Raw genomic sequence first — 15217 nt, forward strand, 5'->3', positions numbered from 1 at the left:
CGCGAAGGAGTAAGAGATCACCCGGGCCGACGCATTCTGGACAACACGCAGCCTTGCAGTCCTGTCGCCCGTAGCGTCCTTGTATTCGACGCTCGCACACCCCGACAACACAGCCGCTGCGCCTGCGAACGCGATATAGCGAACGCAACCGAGCAGTCCCTCAGCTACTGCCATAACGCTCCCTCCTCCTGCTGTTCGACTCCAAGCGCAAGCGGCCATGTTTACTCGCCGCGCTCCTTGCGCTCACGCGCGCGCCGCACCTGGCGCGTCTCGTTGGCCTGCGACGCAATGCGGTTCTTCTCGCGCTTCTTCGCCGCCCGCTTCTCGCGCATGCGACGGCCCAGCACGTAGCTGCCAAGGCCCGTGACCACGGCAATGAAGATCCCGATGACGCTGATGTCGATGCCACCCATCACAGCACCCGCACGATGCTCGTCGGCTTGAAGCCCAGGTCGGCCGCCTTGCCCTTGCGCGCGCGGCTGCCGCGCGCGTTGTTGAGGGTGCGGATTTCCAGCGTCTCTTCTCGCTCCTTGGCACCGCGGCCGATGCCTTCGATCTTCACGCTGCGCGTGTAGGCAGCGGCTCCGGCCAGGGTGTCCTTGGCCTCGAGGTCGATCAGCGTGAGGCCACGGCCGCCCTTCGGCAGGCTCTTGAGCTCGGTGATGTCGAAGGTCAGGATGCGGCCGCCGGTCGAGGCGCAGGCCACATGCGTGGCAGGGAGCATCGGTTCGGCGCCACTTGCGCCACCCACCAGCGACGGACGGCACAGCTGCTCGCCCTCGCCCACGTCGATGAAGGCCTTGCCGCCGCGCTGGCGCGACATCATGTTCTCGACCGTGGCGATGAAGCCGTAGCCGCCGGTGTTGGCCAGCAGCACGCTGGCGCCCACCGGGCCTGCGAAGAAATGCGTGACGTGCGTGCCCGCATCGAGCTCGATGAGCGTGGTGACGGGCTGGCCGTCGCCGCGCGCGCCGGGCAGCGAGGCCACGGGCACGGTGTAGACGCGCACGCTCTTGTCCTTGGCGCTGCCGAAGACCAGCAGCGTGTCGACGCTGCGGCACTCGAAGGCGCCGTAGAGCGCGTCGCCCGACTTGAAGCTGTATTCGGGCATTGCGCCCTTTTCTCCATTCGCGCCATTGCCCGCGGCCTTCTCGCTGGCCCAGCCCTTCTGTGCACGAACCCAGCCCTTCTGCGACACGATGACGGTGACGGGCTCGTCGACCACCTTCACTTCGGCCACTGCGCGCTTCTCGGCCTGGATCAGCGTGCGGCGCGCGTCTTCAAAAGTCTTGGCGTCGGACTCGATTTCCTTCACCAGCAGGCGGCGCAGCGCGGCCGGGCTGCCGAGGATGTCCTCGAGCTTCTTCTGGTCCTCGCGCAGTTCCTTGAGCTGCTGCTCGATCTTGATGGCTTCGAGCCGCGCAAGCTGGCGCAACCGGATTTCGAGGATGTCCTCCGCCTGCACTTCGCTGAGGTTGAAGCGCGCGATGAGCGCCGCCTTCGGGTCTTCCGCCGCGCGGATGATCGCGATCACCTCGTCGATGTTCAGCAGCACCAGCTGCCGGCCTTCAAGGATGTGGATGCGGTCCATCACCTTGCTGAGCCGGAACCGCGAACGCTTCTCGACGGTGATCTCGCGGAACGCGATCCACTCGTTGAGCATCTGGCGCAGCGACTTCTGCGTGGGCTTGCCGTCGATGCCGACCATCGTGAGATTGATCGGCGACGAGGTTTCGAGCGAGGTCTGCGCGAGCAGCGTGGTGATGAAGTCGTCCTGGCTGATCCGCGAGGTCTTGGGCTCGAACACCAGGCGTACGGCGGCGTCCTTGCTGGACTCGTCGCGCACCACATCGAGCACCGACAGCATCGCGGCCTTCAACTGGGTCTGCTCGGCGGAGAGCGCCTTCTTGCCGGTCTTGACCTTCGGGTTGGTGATTTCCTCGATTTCCTCGAGCACCTTCTGCGTGCTGACGCCCGGCGGCAGCTCGTTGACCACGAGTTGCCATTGCCCGCGCGCCAACTCTTCGATCTTCCAGCGCGCGCGCACCTTGAGCGAGCCGCGGCCGGTGCGATAGGCGTCGGCGATGTCGCTCGCGCTGCTGATGATCTGCGCGCCGCCCGGGTAGTCGGGGCCGGGCACGATGGCGAAGAGCTCTTCTTCGCTGAGCTTGCCGTTCGACTTGATCAGCGCCACGCAGGCGTCGGCAATCTCGCGCAGGTTGTGGCTCGGGATTTCGGTGGCCAGGCCCACGGCAATGCCGCTCGCGCCGTTGAGCAGCGTGAACGGAAGCCGCGCGGGCAGCAGGCGCGGTTCTTCGGTGCTGCCGTCGTAGTTGGGAATGAAGTCGACCGTGCCTTCGTCGATCTCGTCGAGCAGCAGGCTGGTGATGCGCGCCAGGCGAGCTTCGGTGTAGCGCATGGCCGCGGCACCGTCGCCGTCGCGGCTGCCGAAGTTGCCCTGGCCGTCGACCAGCGGGTAGCGCTGCGAAAAATCCTGCGCCATGCGCACCAGCGCGTCGTACGCGGCCTGGTCGCTGTGCGGGTGGAAGCGGCCGAGCACGTCGCCGACCACGCGCGCGCTCTTCACGGGCTTGGCGCCCACAGTGCCGTTGGTGCCGCCGAAGCCCAGGCCCATGCGCGACATCGAGTACAGGATGCGGCGCTGCACCGGCTTCTGGCCGTCGGACACATCGGGCAGCGCGCGGCCCTTGACCACGCTGAGTGCGTATTCGAGGTAGGCAGTCTGGGCGTAGTCGGCGAGGGTCAGGGTCGTGTCGCCGTCGGTAGGACCCTGGAGATCGAGCGGAGGTTGGGAATCCATGAAAGAGAAGGTGAGAAAAACAGTTGCTGCGGGCCGTGCGCGAGGGTAGTCGCGATCAGCCCAATGTGAATGCCTCGTGCACCGCGGACTGCACGGCGCCGCCGAGCACCGCGCCGCCGCCCGCGACGTAGATCCAGTCACCGATGACGGCCGCGCCCACGGCGTGGCGCGGCGTGGCCATGGGAGCGTGGCGTTGCCAGGTGTCGTCCACGGGGTTGTAGCTTTCCATCTGGCCGAACACCTTGGCCTGGCGCGGTACGCCGCTGACGAGAATGCCGCCCTCCCCGCCCATGGCGAAGAAGCGGCCTCGATACACCACGAGGCCATGGCCCGAGCGCGCAGTAGGCAGCGGCGAGCGCAGCTCCCAGGTGTCGCGTGCGGGCAGGTAGACGTGATGCAGGTCGGTGTTGTATTCGAAGGTGTTGAAGCGTCCGCCGATCACGTGGATCTGGCCGCCATGCGACACGCAGCCGACGTGGTCGCGCGCGCCGGGCAGCGGCTTGGCGGTGGACCAGCGATCGGCCTTGGGGTCGTAGACCTCATGCCAGCTGACACTCGCGCGTTCGGCAGCAGGCTCCGACGCTCCGCCGATCAGGTGCAGCGCACCGTCGAGCATTACTGCAGCCGCCGCGCCGCGCGGTCGCGGCAGCGGCGCGATGGCAGTCCAGCGGTTGGCGGCAATGTCGTAGACGTAGGCGTTCGTGTCGGAGCGGCGGTTCTGCTCGACGAAACCGCCGACCGCATAGACGCGGCCGCCTTCAGCCGTCACCGCGACGTGGTTGGCGCCGCGCGGCAGGGGCGCGCCGTCGAGCCAGCGATCGGCCTTCGGGTCGTAGATGTGGTGGTAGTCACGGTTGACCTTGCCCTCGCCATATCCGCCGACCACGTGCATGCGCCCCATCGCGGCGGTGGCCCAGGCCATTTCGCTGCGCGGAATCGGCAAGGCCGCGCGCGGCTCCCAGCGGCCTTGCGGGCCGGGTGGCGCGGTGCTCTCGGTGAAGCGCTGCGCCTCCTGGTCGGGCGTCATGTGGTGCGGCACGCCGCCCTGCAGCTTGGCATAGGGCTCGGTGGACGAAGGCGCCGTCGGCAGCGTGTCGTGCGTGGCCGGATGCTGTGCACGCGCAGTGCCTGCCACCATGCTGGCAGCGGTCGCGAGGACGAAGCTTCGACGGTGCATGACGGGCTCCTTCATCAGGACAGCGGTGCGCCGGGCGCATCGGCCGCGCCGGTCGGCACCGCCGAAGGCTCGGGAATGTCTGGCATGGTCGGCATGTTGCGCGGCGCGTCGGACGGCATGTTGCCGCGGCCGATGGCCCCGCCCTGCGGCACCGTCAATTCCATGCGGATCCGGCCCGGCGTCTTGCCACCACGCACGGCACCACCGCCACTACCGCCCGTTGCCACGGACGGCTTCAGGTACGCATACAGCTGCAGCACTGTCTGCACGTAGTTCTGCGTTTCCTTGTAGTTGGGGATCTTGTTGCCCGCGCGCTGCACCGCCCCCTCGCCCGCGTTGTAGGCGGCCAGCGCCAGCTCGATCTGGCCCGGGAACATCGCGATCAGGTCGCCGAGGTAGCGCGAGCCGGCAGCGATGTTGATGCGCGGGTCGAACAGCTTTTTCTCGATGGTGTTGCGCTTGTCCGCCGACACGCCGTAGCGCTGAGCCGTCGCGGGCATCAGTTGCATGAGGCCCATGGCGCCCTTGGGCGAGACGGCCTGCGCGTCGAAGCCCGACTCGGTCGCGATGAGCGCCTGCAGCAGTTCGTAGTCGATCGAATGCTTGTTCGATGCGTCGCGCAGCGCCGTCTTGGCGGTCTTGTAGCCAGGCGATGCCTCGAACATGGCGAGCAGGCTCTGCGAGGCAGGCGACACCTTGCCGTCGAGCTTGCGGCCACCACGGCCCAGCGGAGAAATGCCTTGCGCCGTGTCGAAGCTCTGGCCGCCGCGAAAGAAGATCTGGTAGCGCTCGTCGATCTTTTCGGAAGCGAAGTGCGCGATGCCCTTGCTGTCGATGTAGCCGTAGATGTCAGCGGCGTGCGCCAGCCCCTGCTGCGTACACAGCAGGAAGGCCAATAGCAACAAGCGCTTGAAAACTGACATGCGTGGTGGAGGAATCAAACATCGATGTCGACATCGTCGGCGCGCAACTCCATGAGTTCGCGCCGGGCTGCCGCTTCGCCCTTGCCCATGAGCTTGGTGATTTCGCCCTGGGTGGACGTGAAGTCGAACCGGCCCAATTGGACCTGCATCAGGCGCCGGGTGTCAGGATTGAGCGTGGTTTCCCACAATTGTTCCGCGCTCATTTCGCCCAGGCCCTTGAAGCGGCTGATGCTCCAGGCGCCTTCGCGCACGCCATCTTTACGCAATTTGTCGAGCGTGGCGGTCAGTTCGCCCTCGTCCAGCGCATAGACCTTGGAAGCCGGCTTCTTGCCGCGCGCGGGCGCATCGACCCGGAACAATGGCGGCTTTGCGACATACACGTGGCCGGCTTCGATGAGTTTCGGGAAGTGACGGAAGAACAGCGTGAGCAGCAGCACCTGGATGTGCGAGCCGTCCACGTCGGCATCGCTCAGGATGCAGACCTTGCCGTAGCGCAGGCCGCTCATGTCGGGCGTGTCGCTGGGGCCGTGCGGATCGACCCCCACAGCGACCGAGATGTCGTGGATTTCGGTGTTGGCGAACAGCCGGTCGCGCTCCACTTCCCAGGTGTTGAGCACCTTGCCGCGCAACGGCAGGATGGCCTGGCTTTCCTTGTCACGGCCCATCTTGGCGCTGCCGCCGGCGGAGTCGCCCTCGACCAGGAAGACTTCGTTGTGGCTGATGTCCTTGCTCTCGCAATCGGTGAGCTTGCCGGGCAGCACGGCCACGCCGGAGCCCTTGCGCTTCTCGACCTTCTGGCCGGCGCGCTGGCGCGTCTGCGCGGCCTTGATGGCCAACTCAGCCAGCTTCTTGCCGTAGTCGACATGCTGGTTGAGCCATAGCTCGAGCGCGGGGCGCACGAAGCTCGACACCAGGCGCACGGCGTCGCGCGAGTTCAGGCGTTCCTTGATCTGGCCCTGGAACTGCGGGTCGAGCACCTTGGCGCTCAGCACGTACGAAGCGCGTGCAAACACGTCTTCGGGCAGCAGCTTCACGCCCTTGGGCAGCAGCGAGTGCAGTTCGATGAAGCCCTTCACCGCAGTGAATAGGCCGTCGCGCAGGCCGCTTTCGTGCGTACCGCCGGCGCTGGTGGGAATCAGGTTGACGTAGCTCTCGCGCACCGGCTGGCCGTCTTCGGTGAAGGCCACGCACCAGTCGGCGCCCTCGCCTTCGGCGAAGTTGTCGGCGTTCTTGTCGGCATGGCCGCTGCCTTCGAACAGCGGGATGACGGGGTCGCCGTTGAGCGTCTGCATCAGGTAGTCGCTCAGGCCGCCCTTGTAGAGCCACTGCTGCGTTTCCTTGGTCTTCTCGTTCGTGAGCGTGACGCTCACGCCTGGCATCAGCACGGCCTTGCTGCGCAGCAGGTGCGTGAGCTCGCCCATGGGCAGCACGGCGGTTTCGAAGTACTTGGCGTCGGGCCAGGCGCGCACGGTGGTGCCCTGCTTGCGCTCGCCCGCTTCGAGCTTGCGGATTTCGAGCGCCTCGATCACGTCGCCGGCACTGAAGGCCAGCTTGGCGGCCGAGCCTTCCCGGTGCGAGGTGACTTCGAGCCGCTTCGACAGCGCATTGGTCACCGACACGCCCACTCCGTGCAGGCCGCCCGAGAAGCTGTAGGCGCCGCCCGAGCCCTTGTCGAACTTGCCGCCCGCGTGCAGCCGGGTGTACACGAGTTCGATCACGGGGGCCTTTTCTTCAGGGTGCAGGCCGAAGGGAATGCCTCGGCCGTCGTCTTCGACGCTGACCGAGCCGTCGGTGTGCAGGGTGACCTTGATCTTCTTGCCGTAGCCCGCGAGCGCCTCGTCGGCGGCGTTGTCGAGCACTTCCTGGATGATGTGCAGCGGGTTGTCGGTGCGGGTGTACATGCCCGGGCGCTGCTTGACGGGCTCGAGGCCCTTGAGCACGCGGATGGAGCCTTCCGAATAGCCGGAGGAGGCGGACGGTGAATTGGGGGGAGTCTTGGGGGGAGTCGCCATGGGGGCGGATTGTAGTCAGTCGCCGCCAAATGACTGGATACCCATACAGGAGCCTCCGGCCGCAGCCAGAGGTTTGCATGATGGCCAGGCCTACTTGTCGATGATGACCTGACCGGTGTAAGCCAGCGAGGCAAGCTCGGGCCTGGCCTTTTCAGCCGGCTCCATGTCCAGAACGATGCTCCCGGTCACCAGGCCGAACGACGGCGACATGCGCACGTACTTCGTTTCGCCGGCTTCGAGGGAAATGCCGAGCGTCTTCCTCAGGTCGCTCATGGTCGCAGCCTGGTAGGTGCCGGCGGGGCGGTCGACATAGAAGAAGCCACCGGACTTCGAAGCTCCCACCACCACCTTGTCGAGGCGAATGAGGGGCTGCAATGCCGAGCCGTAGGGGGTTGCAGCGCGGAAGAAAAAGATGCGGCCTTCGCCGGGCTTCACCTTGGGAATGGTGCCGGACATGTCCTGATATTTGGCGCCGGTAACGGCGCAGCCCGCGGTCGCGATCGTCATCACCGTGAGTACGGCAAGCTTCAGGGCGGTTCTTCTCATTGTTTGAATTCCTCGTGAGGAAAAAGCACTGCGGATGAATGTAACGAATTACAAACACGGATTTACGAGGCCCGCGTCAGCTTGATGCGCCGATTGCATCAAAGCCGCCCCGATAAATCATCAATGGCTTTGGCCGCCGTGCCACCTGCCAAAGCAGGCGAATCGTTACATTCGAAGTCATGCAATCCCCCGCCGCCCCTGCTCTCTCGGTCAAGCAAGTCCTGTTCTGCGGGGCAATGATCGTCACGCTCTCGATGGGCATCCGCCACGGCTTCGGGCTCTGGCTGCAGCCGATCACGCAGGCGCAGGACTGGAGCCGGCAGACCTTCTCGTTCGCGCTGGCCATCCAGAACCTCTCGTGGGGCATCTTCGGCGTGTTCGCGGGCATGCTGGCCGACAGGTTCGGCGCTTTCCGGGTGTTGATCGGCGGCTCTGTGTTCTATGCGCTGGGGCTGTTCGGCATGGCGCACTCGCCGACGCCGCTGCTCTTCACACTGAGTGCGGGCGTGCTGATCGGCGCGGCGCAGGCAGGTTCGACCTATGCGGTGATCTACGGTGTGATCGGACGGCAGATTCCGGCCGAGCGGCGATCGTGGGCCATGGGCGTGGCGGCGGCGGCCGGCTCGTTCGGCCAGTTCCTGATGGCGCCCATCGAGGGGCGGCTGATCGGCCACCTGGGCTGGCAGACAGCGCTGGCCGTTGTGGCGGTGTTGGTGCTGGTGATCATCCCGCTGGCCTTCGGCCTGCGCGAACCGAAGACGGCAGCGCTGGCCGGGCACCGCGAACAGTCGGTGCTGCAGGCGGTGGGCGAAGCCTTCCGCTACCCGAGCTTCGGGCTGCTGATGGCGGGATACTTCGTCTGCGGCTTCCAGCTGGCGTTCATCGGCATCCACATGCCGACCTACCTGCGCGACCGCGCGCTGCCGGCCGAGGTGGCTGGCTACGCGCTGGCGCTGATCGGACTGTTCAACGTGTTCGGCACGTATACGGTGGGGCTGCTGGGGCAGAAGCTGGCCAAGCGCAAGATCCTCGCGGCGATCTACTTCGCACGGGCCGTGTCGATCGCGCTGTTCCTGATGGCGCCAATCTCGCCGCTCAGCGTGTATGTGTTCTCGGCGGCAATGGGCTTCCTGTGGCTGTCCACCGTGCCTGCAACCAATGCAATCGTGGCGGGCATCTTCGGCGTGGCACATCTGTCGATGCTCAGCGGCTTCGTGTTCCTGAGCCACCAGGTCGGCTCGTTCCTGGGCGTGTGGCTCGGTGGCTACCTGTACGACACCACCGGCAGCTACGACATCGTCTGGTACATCGCGATCGCGCTGGGCGTGTTCGCGGCGCTGATCAACCTGCCGGTGAAGGAAAGCGCCATCGCGCGCTCGTCGCCCCAGCCGGCCGGTGCCGCAGGCTGACGGGATTGCGTATAAACCAGGGCCATGACTCCGCAAATACGCCACCACATCATCCACGCGGGCTGGCTGGCCGCCGCGCTGGCTGTGCTGGGCGGCGTATTCGCGCTTTACGTGCACCCGGACTTTCTGGTGACGCTGGTCGATCAGATCTGGTCCTGCTTCTGAGGCCGGGCCGGTCATGAAAGACGTAGCACCCATGCACGGCCTGTCCGCGCCTTCCGAATGGATCGTCCGCTGGTCGCACCTGCTCGCGCCTGGCGCCACGGTGCTCGACGTGGCCTGCGGCGCCGGGCGGCATATGCAGTGGTTTGCGGGCCGCGGGCACCCGGTCACCGGTGTCGACCGCTCGCCCGAAGCCATCGAGGCAGCCGGCGCCTTCGGCCGCACCGTCGAGGCGGACATCGAATCCGGCCCCTGGCCCTTCACCGGCCAGGCCTTCGGCGCTGTCGTCGTCACCAACTACCTCTGGCGCCCGCGCATGGCTGACATCGTCGGCGCAGTGGCGCCGGGCGGCGTGCTGCTCTACGAAACCTTTGCCGTGGGCAACGAGACCGTCGGCAAGCCCTCGCGCCCCGACTTCCTGCTGCAGCCCGGCGAGTTGCTGGCAGCCTGCGCCGGCCTGCGGGTGGTGGCCTACGAAGACGGCTTCATCCCTGAACCGGCGCGCTTCGTGCAGCGAATCGCGGCCATACGCCCGGCCGCACCCGACGCCGGCCAGCCCGCCCGCCACCTCCTTAAGGGAAACTGAGGGGGCCGGGGCGGCTGTCTTGCGGGGCGCCGGAGTAAGTAGAATCGGCGCTTTCGTCCACCGACAAAGAGATTCCCCCTTGGAGCAACTGACAGGCAGCATCGTCGCGCTCGTCACGCCGATGCACGACGACGGCAGTGTCGACTACCCCGCCCTGCGGCGGCTCATCGACTGGCACATCGAAGAAGGCACCGACTGCCTTGGCGTGGTCGGCACCACCGGCGAATCGCCGACGGTCGATGTCGAAGAGCACTGCGAAATCATCCGTGTCTCGGTCGAGCAGGCCAAGGGCCGCGTGCCCGTGATGGCCGGCTGCGGCGCGAATTCGACCAAGGAAGCCATCGAGCTCGCCAAGTTCGCCAAGGGCGTGGGCGCCGATTCGCAGCTCCAGGTCGTGCCGTACTACAACAAGCCCACGCAAGAGGGCCAGTACCAGCACTTCAAGGCCATTGCCGAGGCCGTGGGTGACCTGCCCATCGTGCTTTACAACGTGCCCGGCCGTACCGTTGCCGATATGGCGCACGACACCGTGCTGCGCCTGGCGCAGGTGCCCGGCATCATCGGCATCAAGGAAGCCACCGGCAACATCGAGCGGGCCCAGTGGCTCATTCGCGACCTGCCGAAGAACTTTGCCGTCTACTCCGGCGACGACCCGACCGCGGTCGCGCTCATGCTCTGCGGCGGCCAGGGCAACATCAGCGTCACGGCCAACATTGCGCCGCGCAAGATGCACGAGCTGTGCGTGGCGGCGCTGGCAGGCAACGTCAAGCGCGCCATGCAGATCCAGTTCGAGCTCATGCCGCTGCACCGCAACCTGTTCGTCGAGCCCAACCCGATTCCGCTGAAGTGGGCCATGGCCCGGCTCGGCCTTTGCGGCGGCGCGCTGCGCCTGCCGCTCACCGAACTCGGCGAAGCGAGCCGCCCCGCAGTCGAAGGCGCCCTGCGCGCCACCGGCCTGCTGAAGGGCTGAGCACCCCTCCCCCTACATTCCGGAACTGCCTTTTCCCTGGTCGCAGCAAGGTTAAGCAACCTTTTGCCCGAACCGTGCTCTGAGATGGCGGGCACTGCGGCCCATAGATAGACCGAACCATTCCAACAAGGAAGACGACGTTGAAGAACCTTTCGCGACTTGCACTGCTGGCCCTCGTTGCCAGCCTCGCCGCCTGCTCCGTCCTCGAGAGCGACAAGATCGACTACAAGAGCGCAGGCAAGGCCCCGACGCTCGAAGTCCCACCCGATCTCTCCCAACTCTCGCGCGACAACCGCTATGCCATTCCCGGCGGCGCCGTGACTGCCAATGCCTACCAGGCCGGCATCGCCAACGCCCCCGGCATCCCCACCGCCGTGAGCAACATCGGCGACGTGCGCATGGAGCGCTCGGGCACGCAGCGCTGGATCATCGTCAACCGCACGCCTGACCAGCTCTGGGACCCGGTGAAAGACTTCTGGCAGGAAAGCGGCTTCCTGCTGACCACCGACCAGCGCAACCTGGGCATCATGGAAACCGACTGGGCCGAAAACCGCGCCAAGCTCCCGCAGGACATCATCCGCGGCACGCTGGGCAAGCTGGTCGATTCGGTCTACTCGACCGGCGAACTCGACCGCTTCCGCACCCGCCTGGAGCGCACGCCGACCGGTACCGAGATCTTCATCAGCCACCGCGGCATGCAAGAGGTCTACAACAACTCGCGCCAGGACCAGACCGTGTGGCAGCCCCGCCCCAGCGATCCTGAACTCGAGACTGAATTCCTGCGCCGCCTGATGGTCAAGCTCGGCGTCTCGCAAGAGCAGTCGAAGATCCTGGCCGCCACCACCGCGCCGACCAAGACCGCCACCATCGCCAAGGTCGGCAACCAGCCGGTCGTGCAGATCAGCGAAGGCTTCGACCGCGCATGGCGCCGCGTGGGCCTCGCGCTCGATCGCACCGGCTTCACCGTGGAAGACCGCGATCGCAGCGCCGGCCTGTACTACGTGCGCTACGTGACGCCCGATCCCGACAAGAAGGAGCCCGGCTTCTTCGGCAAGCTGTTCAGCGGCTCGAGCAAGACCGAAGCGCCGCTCAAGTTCCGCATCTCGGTCAAGGGCCAGGGCGAAGCCACCACGGTGTCGGTGCTCAACGAAACCGGTGCGCCCGAAACCTCGGCGAATGCCGAGCGCATCGTCAAGGTCATCGCCGACGACCTGAAGTAACCCGCATGCTCCGCTTCCGAAGTCTCGGCAGCGGCAGCACGGGCAACGCCGCGCTGGTCGAAGCGACCAGCGGCGGCCGCACCTCCCGCCTCCTGATCGACTGCGGCTTCGGCATCAAGCAGCTCGATCTGCGGTTGGCCCAGGCGGGCCTTGCCGCCAGCGACATCGATGCGGTCTTCGTGACCCATGAGCACGGCGACCATATCGGCTGCGCCCATTCGCTGTCGCGGCGCAACCGAATTCCAGTCTGGATGAGCGAAGGCACGTGGCTCGCCACCGGCGGCCGCGATTTCGAGGGCCTGCTGAACCTGGCGCGCGACGATGCGGAGTTTGCGGTCGGCGACATCTGCGTGCAGCCCTTCACCGTTCCCCACGATGCGCGCGAACCGCTGCAGCTGCGCTGCACCGACGGCAACCGCACGCTGGGCGTGCTGACCGATCTGGGCCACGCCACGGCCCACGTGCTGGCCCGCCTGAGCGGTGTGCATGCGCTGTTGCTGGAGTTCAACCACGACAGCGATCTGCTGGCCAACTCGGCTTATCCGCCTTTTCTCAAGCACCGCGTTGGCGGCAACTACGGGCACTTGTCGAACACGGCCGCGGCCGAGATCGCGCGCGCGGTGCTGCACGACGGCCTGCGCCATGTGGTCGCGGCGCACTTGAGCGAGCAGAACAATCGGCCCGAGATCGTGCGGCGCCTGATGGCCGAAGCGCTCGGCGGTGATGAAGCCGAGATGCTTACCGCCACCGCATCAGAGGGCTCGCCCTGGCTCGACGTGTGAGCCGAAGCGTCCTCACTCTCTCCTAAGAAAAAAAGCCGCCTCATGGCGGCTTTTTGCATGGCGAATGCCGAGGCCTTGCTTATTGCTTCGGCGCTTCATTCTTCTTCGCGGCCTCGGTAGCTGCGTTCGCGGCATCGAGTGCCGACGAAGCACCGGGTGCAGGCGCTGCGGCGGGATCGGTGGCAGGCGCAGGGGCCGGAGCGGGCGCAGGTTCGGTCACGGGCGCAGGAGGCGGCGTCACGACAGCCGGCGCTGCATCCTCCTTCTTTCCGCAGGCGACGAGCGCGGCAGCGGCAATCAGCGAGGCAATCAGGACGGACGATGACTTCTTCATGGAATCTCCTTTGGCAATGAAGGTCTGGACGAAAAAATTCTAGACCTGCATACCCGCCCGAATATGTCTCGCGGCCGCATTCGCGGCATTGGCTTACAAGCCGAGTGTCGATGCAGGAAAGGCGGGCCGCGCAAGGCGCCAGCACTCGTCGATGGCCTCGCGCAACGCACGGCGCGCACGCGCGTCGTCACCGCTCACGCCCCTGCTGCGCTCGGGGTCGATGCGGTGCACGAACCACGTGGGCGTCCAGATGGCGCTCGGCACTTCGGAGCCCGCGGCCTTGCCGGTGGCGCGGCATTCGATGATGTGGTCCCACATGCGGCGCCACGGCACGAAGCGCGCATGGCCGCGCTCGAGAACATCGAAGCGCTGCGCGAGCAACATCAGGCGGCGGCCGCTGGCCGACCAGGCCTGCAGCGCTTCGATGGTCGCGCGCTCGCCCAGGGGCCAGTCGGCAAAGTCGGGGTCGCTGAAGACGATCTCTTTCCAGCCCTGCTGCGCCGCGACCGACAGCGCGCCGCGCAGGAGTGCATCGAAGGCCTCGCGGCCATCGAAGCGCCCTTCGGGCAACGATAGGCTGGGCGCGTCGTCATTCGGCATGAAGCCACCCTGCTTCGCACCACTCGCCCAGCAACGCGAGTGCGCCTTCGCTCGCACGGGCCAGTTCGCGTGCGCCGAGCGCGCGCTGGTCGGCCAGACGGCGCATCAGCGTCGCGTCGGCACCGCCTGCGCGAAAGCTCTCGCCGTTGATGTAGATGTGCCGCGTGTCGTAGAGCATGCGCGTGCGGCGGTCGAGCGCCACGTGCTGCATCGCATCGGGCGCCTCGCCGCCTTCGCCGAACCAGACGTTGGCCTTGGGCTCGGTGAGTGACTCGCCCAGTGCGCGATCGACGGCGTCAGGGTCGCGCAGTGCGGCCTCGATGGCCTTGCGCGCGAAGCCCTGGAGCGCGGCAGGCATTGCGGCCGGCGCATCGACCGCGGGCTGTGCCGGATCGCGGTAGCGCGCCAGCTCGGCCGGGCCTGCATCTTCCAGGTCTTCCGCGTACGCCTGCGCCATGCGCGCCAGCAGGTCTGCGCCGAGTTCGCCCAGGGCCGACGAACGCAGGCCGATGGAGCAGGTCATGCAATCGTCGCCCACGGCCACGCCGTCGTGGGCATAGCGCGGAGGCAGATACAACATGTCGCCGGGCTCGAGCACGAAGGTCTGCTCAGGCTCGAAGTTCTCGAGAATCTTGAGCGGCACGCCCGGCTGCAGGCGCAGATCGCTCTGCTTGCCGATGGACCAGCGGCGGCGTCCCTGTGCCTGCAGCAAGAAAACGTCGTAGCTGTCGAAATGCGCGCCCACGCCGCCGGTGTCGCTCGCGTAGCTGATCATCAGGTCGTCGAGGCGGGCGTCAGGTAGAAAGCGAAACTGCCGCAACAGTTCGTGCACACCCTCGTGATGCAGGTCGACGCCCTGCACCAGCAGCGTCCAGGCCGGCTGCTTCAACGGCGGCAGGGCGCGCCGGGCCAGCGGCCCATGCTTGAGCGACCAGCCAGCCTTGCCGTGGCGGATCAGGCGCGATTCGACGTCCTCACGCTCGGCCAGGGCGAACAGCTCAGTACGCTCGATCGGTGGCACCATCGCGGGTATCGCCTGGCGGACGAGCAAAGGTTTTTTCTGCCAGTACCGCCGCATGAACTGCGCGGCGCTCAGGCCGCCGAGCAACGGCAGCGGTTGGTTAATCTCCATGGGAGAATTCTGCAATGGAAATCTCTGAACAATGCGTGGTCGGCTTGACCTGGACCATGAAAGACACGCTTGGCGACGTGCTGGATGTGCTCGACGAGCCGGTGGAATTCATGGTCGGCGGCGACGATCTCTTCGACGTGATCGAAGCGGCCCTGCAAGGCCATGAGCCCGGCGCCCGGGTGCAGCTGCAAATTGAACCCGAACAGGGCTTCGGTGACTTCAACGACCAGTTGCTCTTTCTGGAACCCCGCTCGCTCTTCCCTGAAGGCACGGAAGAAGGCATGACCTTCGACGGCTCCGCCCTGCCCAAGGGCGTGAACAGCAACATTCCAAAAGACGCGATCTACACCGTGGCCGAGATCTATCCCGATCACCTCGTGCTCGATGGCAACCATCCGTTGGCCGGCATCGCGATCCGGCTCGACATCACGGTGCGTTCGGTGCGCGAGGCCACCGAAGAGGAAGTCGGCCGCGGCTCGGCAGGCACGGGCTTCTTCAAGGTGTCGCCGATGGCGCCAAGCAACCAGACGCTGCACTGACCGA

16 protein-coding genes are annotated in these 15217 nt (G+C 66.4%); 7 read left to right on the forward strand and 9 right to left on the reverse strand.

Features of this window, described 5'->3' with window-relative positions; all coding sequences use genetic code 11:
• Positions 1-221: 221 nt before the first annotated feature.
• The 6 genes from ACZYSP_RS06605 to ACZYSP_RS06630 form a co-directional block, all read right to left on the reverse strand.
• A complete protein-coding gene (locus ACZYSP_RS06605) occupies positions 222-413 on the reverse strand; it encodes a hypothetical protein (protein ID WP_093050889.1) in 192 nt (63 codons plus the stop codon).
• Positions 413-2821: a DNA topoisomerase IV subunit A gene (gene parC / locus ACZYSP_RS06610; RefSeq protein WP_489013235.1), complete on the reverse strand. Its 2409-nt coding sequence runs from the start codon at positions 2819-2821 to the stop codon at positions 413-415. Before parC ends, ACZYSP_RS06605 begins: the two co-directional genes overlap by 1 nt.
• Before the next feature lie 55 nt (positions 2822-2876).
• Positions 2877-3998 (reverse strand): Kelch repeat-containing protein, encoded by a 1122-nt coding sequence (locus tag ACZYSP_RS06615; RefSeq protein ID WP_489013237.1) that lies wholly within the window; start codon positions 3996-3998, stop codon positions 2877-2879.
• A gap of 14 nt (positions 3999-4012) precedes the next feature.
• Positions 4013-4921: a lytic transglycosylase domain-containing protein gene (locus ACZYSP_RS06620; protein WP_435459872.1), complete on the reverse strand. Its 909-nt coding sequence runs from the start codon at positions 4919-4921 to the stop codon at positions 4013-4015.
• 14 nt (positions 4922-4935) lie between these two features.
• Positions 4936-6933: a DNA topoisomerase IV subunit B gene (locus tag ACZYSP_RS06625; protein WP_489013240.1), complete on the reverse strand. Its 1998-nt coding sequence runs from the start codon at positions 6931-6933 to the stop codon at positions 4936-4938.
• Positions 6934-7023: 90 nt separating this feature from the next.
• Positions 7024-7479: a DUF2846 domain-containing protein gene (locus ACZYSP_RS06630; protein WP_489013242.1), complete on the reverse strand. Its 456-nt coding sequence runs from the start codon at positions 7477-7479 to the stop codon at positions 7024-7026.
• A gap of 179 nt (positions 7480-7658) precedes the next feature.
• Between ACZYSP_RS06630 and ACZYSP_RS06635 the strand changes: the two genes are divergently transcribed.
• The 6 genes from ACZYSP_RS06635 (at position 7659) to ACZYSP_RS06660 (ending at position 12608) form a co-directional block, all read left to right on the forward strand.
• The gene (locus ACZYSP_RS06635; RefSeq protein WP_426389275.1) at positions 7659-8888 is read left to right on the forward strand and encodes an MFS transporter; all 1230 of its coding nucleotides are present in this window, start codon (positions 7659-7661) and stop codon (positions 8886-8888) included.
• A 24-nt stretch (positions 8889-8912) separates the two neighbouring features.
• Entirely contained in the window at positions 8913-9053 is a 141-nt protein-coding gene (locus ACZYSP_RS06640) for a hypothetical protein (RefSeq protein WP_307616783.1), read from the forward strand.
• A gap of 13 nt (positions 9054-9066) precedes the next feature.
• Positions 9067-9636, forward strand: a complete 570-nt coding sequence (locus tag ACZYSP_RS06645; RefSeq protein ID WP_489013245.1) for a class I SAM-dependent methyltransferase — start codon at positions 9067-9069, stop codon at positions 9634-9636.
• 43 nt (positions 9637-9679) lie between these two features.
• Positions 9680-10606 (forward strand): 4-hydroxy-tetrahydrodipicolinate synthase, encoded by a 927-nt coding sequence (gene dapA / locus ACZYSP_RS06650; protein ID WP_489013681.1) that lies wholly within the window; start codon positions 9680-9682, stop codon positions 10604-10606.
• A gap of 140 nt (positions 10607-10746) precedes the next feature.
• Positions 10747-11826: an NlpB/DapX family lipoprotein gene (gene bamC / locus ACZYSP_RS06655; RefSeq protein WP_093050915.1), complete on the forward strand. Its 1080-nt coding sequence runs from the start codon at positions 10747-10749 to the stop codon at positions 11824-11826.
• 5 nt (positions 11827-11831) lie between these two features.
• Positions 11832-12608 (forward strand): MBL fold metallo-hydrolase, encoded by a 777-nt coding sequence (locus ACZYSP_RS06660; RefSeq protein ID WP_489013248.1) that lies wholly within the window; start codon positions 11832-11834, stop codon positions 12606-12608.
• Positions 12609-12687: 79 nt separating this feature from the next.
• On the opposite strand, the gene ACZYSP_RS06665 is transcribed toward ACZYSP_RS06660, so the two are convergent.
• The 3 genes from ACZYSP_RS06665 to ACZYSP_RS06675 all read right to left on the reverse strand — a co-directional run bounded on the left by ACZYSP_RS06665 (position 12688) and on the right by ACZYSP_RS06675 (position 14674).
• Positions 12688-12942, reverse strand: coding sequence for a hypothetical protein (locus ACZYSP_RS06665; RefSeq protein WP_093050920.1), 255 nt, complete (start codon positions 12940-12942; stop codon positions 12688-12690).
• Between the two features lie 93 nt (positions 12943-13035).
• Positions 13036-13542 carry a hypothetical protein gene (locus ACZYSP_RS06670; RefSeq protein WP_489013250.1) on the reverse strand — a complete coding sequence of 169 codons (507 nt, stop codon included), beginning with the start codon at positions 13540-13542 and terminating at the stop codon, positions 13036-13038.
• A complete protein-coding gene (locus ACZYSP_RS06675) occupies positions 13532-14674 on the reverse strand; it encodes a JmjC domain-containing protein (RefSeq protein WP_093050926.1) in 1143 nt (380 codons plus the stop codon). The genes ACZYSP_RS06670 and ACZYSP_RS06675 overlap by 11 nt, the downstream gene beginning before the upstream one ends.
• 14 nt (positions 14675-14688) lie before the next feature.
• On the opposite strand from ACZYSP_RS06675, the gene ACZYSP_RS06680 reads away from it, so the two are divergent.
• Positions 14689-15213 carry an FKBP-type peptidyl-prolyl cis-trans isomerase gene (locus ACZYSP_RS06680; protein WP_093050929.1) on the forward strand — a complete coding sequence of 175 codons (525 nt, stop codon included), beginning with the start codon at positions 14689-14691 and terminating at the stop codon, positions 15211-15213.
• Positions 15214-15217 lie beyond the last annotated feature (4 nt).

It is taken from the genome of Variovorax sp. F042, assembly GCF_057814215.1.

Coding starts and splice junctions, on each gene's coding strand:
- ACZYSP_RS06605 (WP_093050889.1), bottom strand. CDS start 413: ATGGGTGGCATCGACATCAGCGTCATCGGGATCTTCATTGCCGTGGTC.
- parC (WP_489013235.1), bottom strand. CDS start 2,821: ATGGATTCCCAACCTCCGCTCGATCTCCAGGGTCCTACCGACGGCGAC.
- ACZYSP_RS06615 (WP_489013237.1), bottom strand. CDS start 3,998: ATGCACCGTCGAAGCTTCGTCCTCGCGACCGCTGCCAGCATGGTGGCA.
- ACZYSP_RS06620 (WP_435459872.1), bottom strand. CDS start 4,921: ATGTCAGTTTTCAAGCGCTTGTTGCTATTGGCCTTCCTGCTGTGTACG.
- ACZYSP_RS06625 (WP_489013240.1), bottom strand. CDS start 6,933: ATGGCGACTCCCCCCAAGACTCCCCCCAATTCACCGTCCGCCTCCTCC.
- ACZYSP_RS06630 (WP_489013242.1), bottom strand. CDS start 7,479: ATGAGAAGAACCGCCCTGAAGCTTGCCGTACTCACGGTGATGACGATC.
- ACZYSP_RS06635 (WP_426389275.1), top strand. CDS start 7,659: ATGCAATCCCCCGCCGCCCCTGCTCTCTCGGTCAAGCAAGTCCTGTTC.
- ACZYSP_RS06640 (WP_307616783.1), top strand. CDS start 8,913: ATGACTCCGCAAATACGCCACCACATCATCCACGCGGGCTGGCTGGCC.
- ACZYSP_RS06645 (WP_489013245.1), top strand. CDS start 9,067: ATGAAAGACGTAGCACCCATGCACGGCCTGTCCGCGCCTTCCGAATGG.
- ACZYSP_RS06660 (WP_489013248.1), top strand. CDS start 11,832: ATGCTCCGCTTCCGAAGTCTCGGCAGCGGCAGCACGGGCAACGCCGCG.
- ACZYSP_RS06665 (WP_093050920.1), bottom strand. CDS start 12,942: ATGAAGAAGTCATCGTCCGTCCTGATTGCCTCGCTGATTGCCGCTGCC.
- ACZYSP_RS06670 (WP_489013250.1), bottom strand. CDS start 13,542: ATGCCGAATGACGACGCGCCCAGCCTATCGTTGCCCGAAGGGCGCTTC.
- ACZYSP_RS06675 (WP_093050926.1), bottom strand. CDS start 14,674: ATGGAGATTAACCAACCGCTGCCGTTGCTCGGCGGCCTGAGCGCCGCG.
- ACZYSP_RS06680 (WP_093050929.1), top strand. CDS start 14,689: ATGGAAATCTCTGAACAATGCGTGGTCGGCTTGACCTGGACCATGAAA.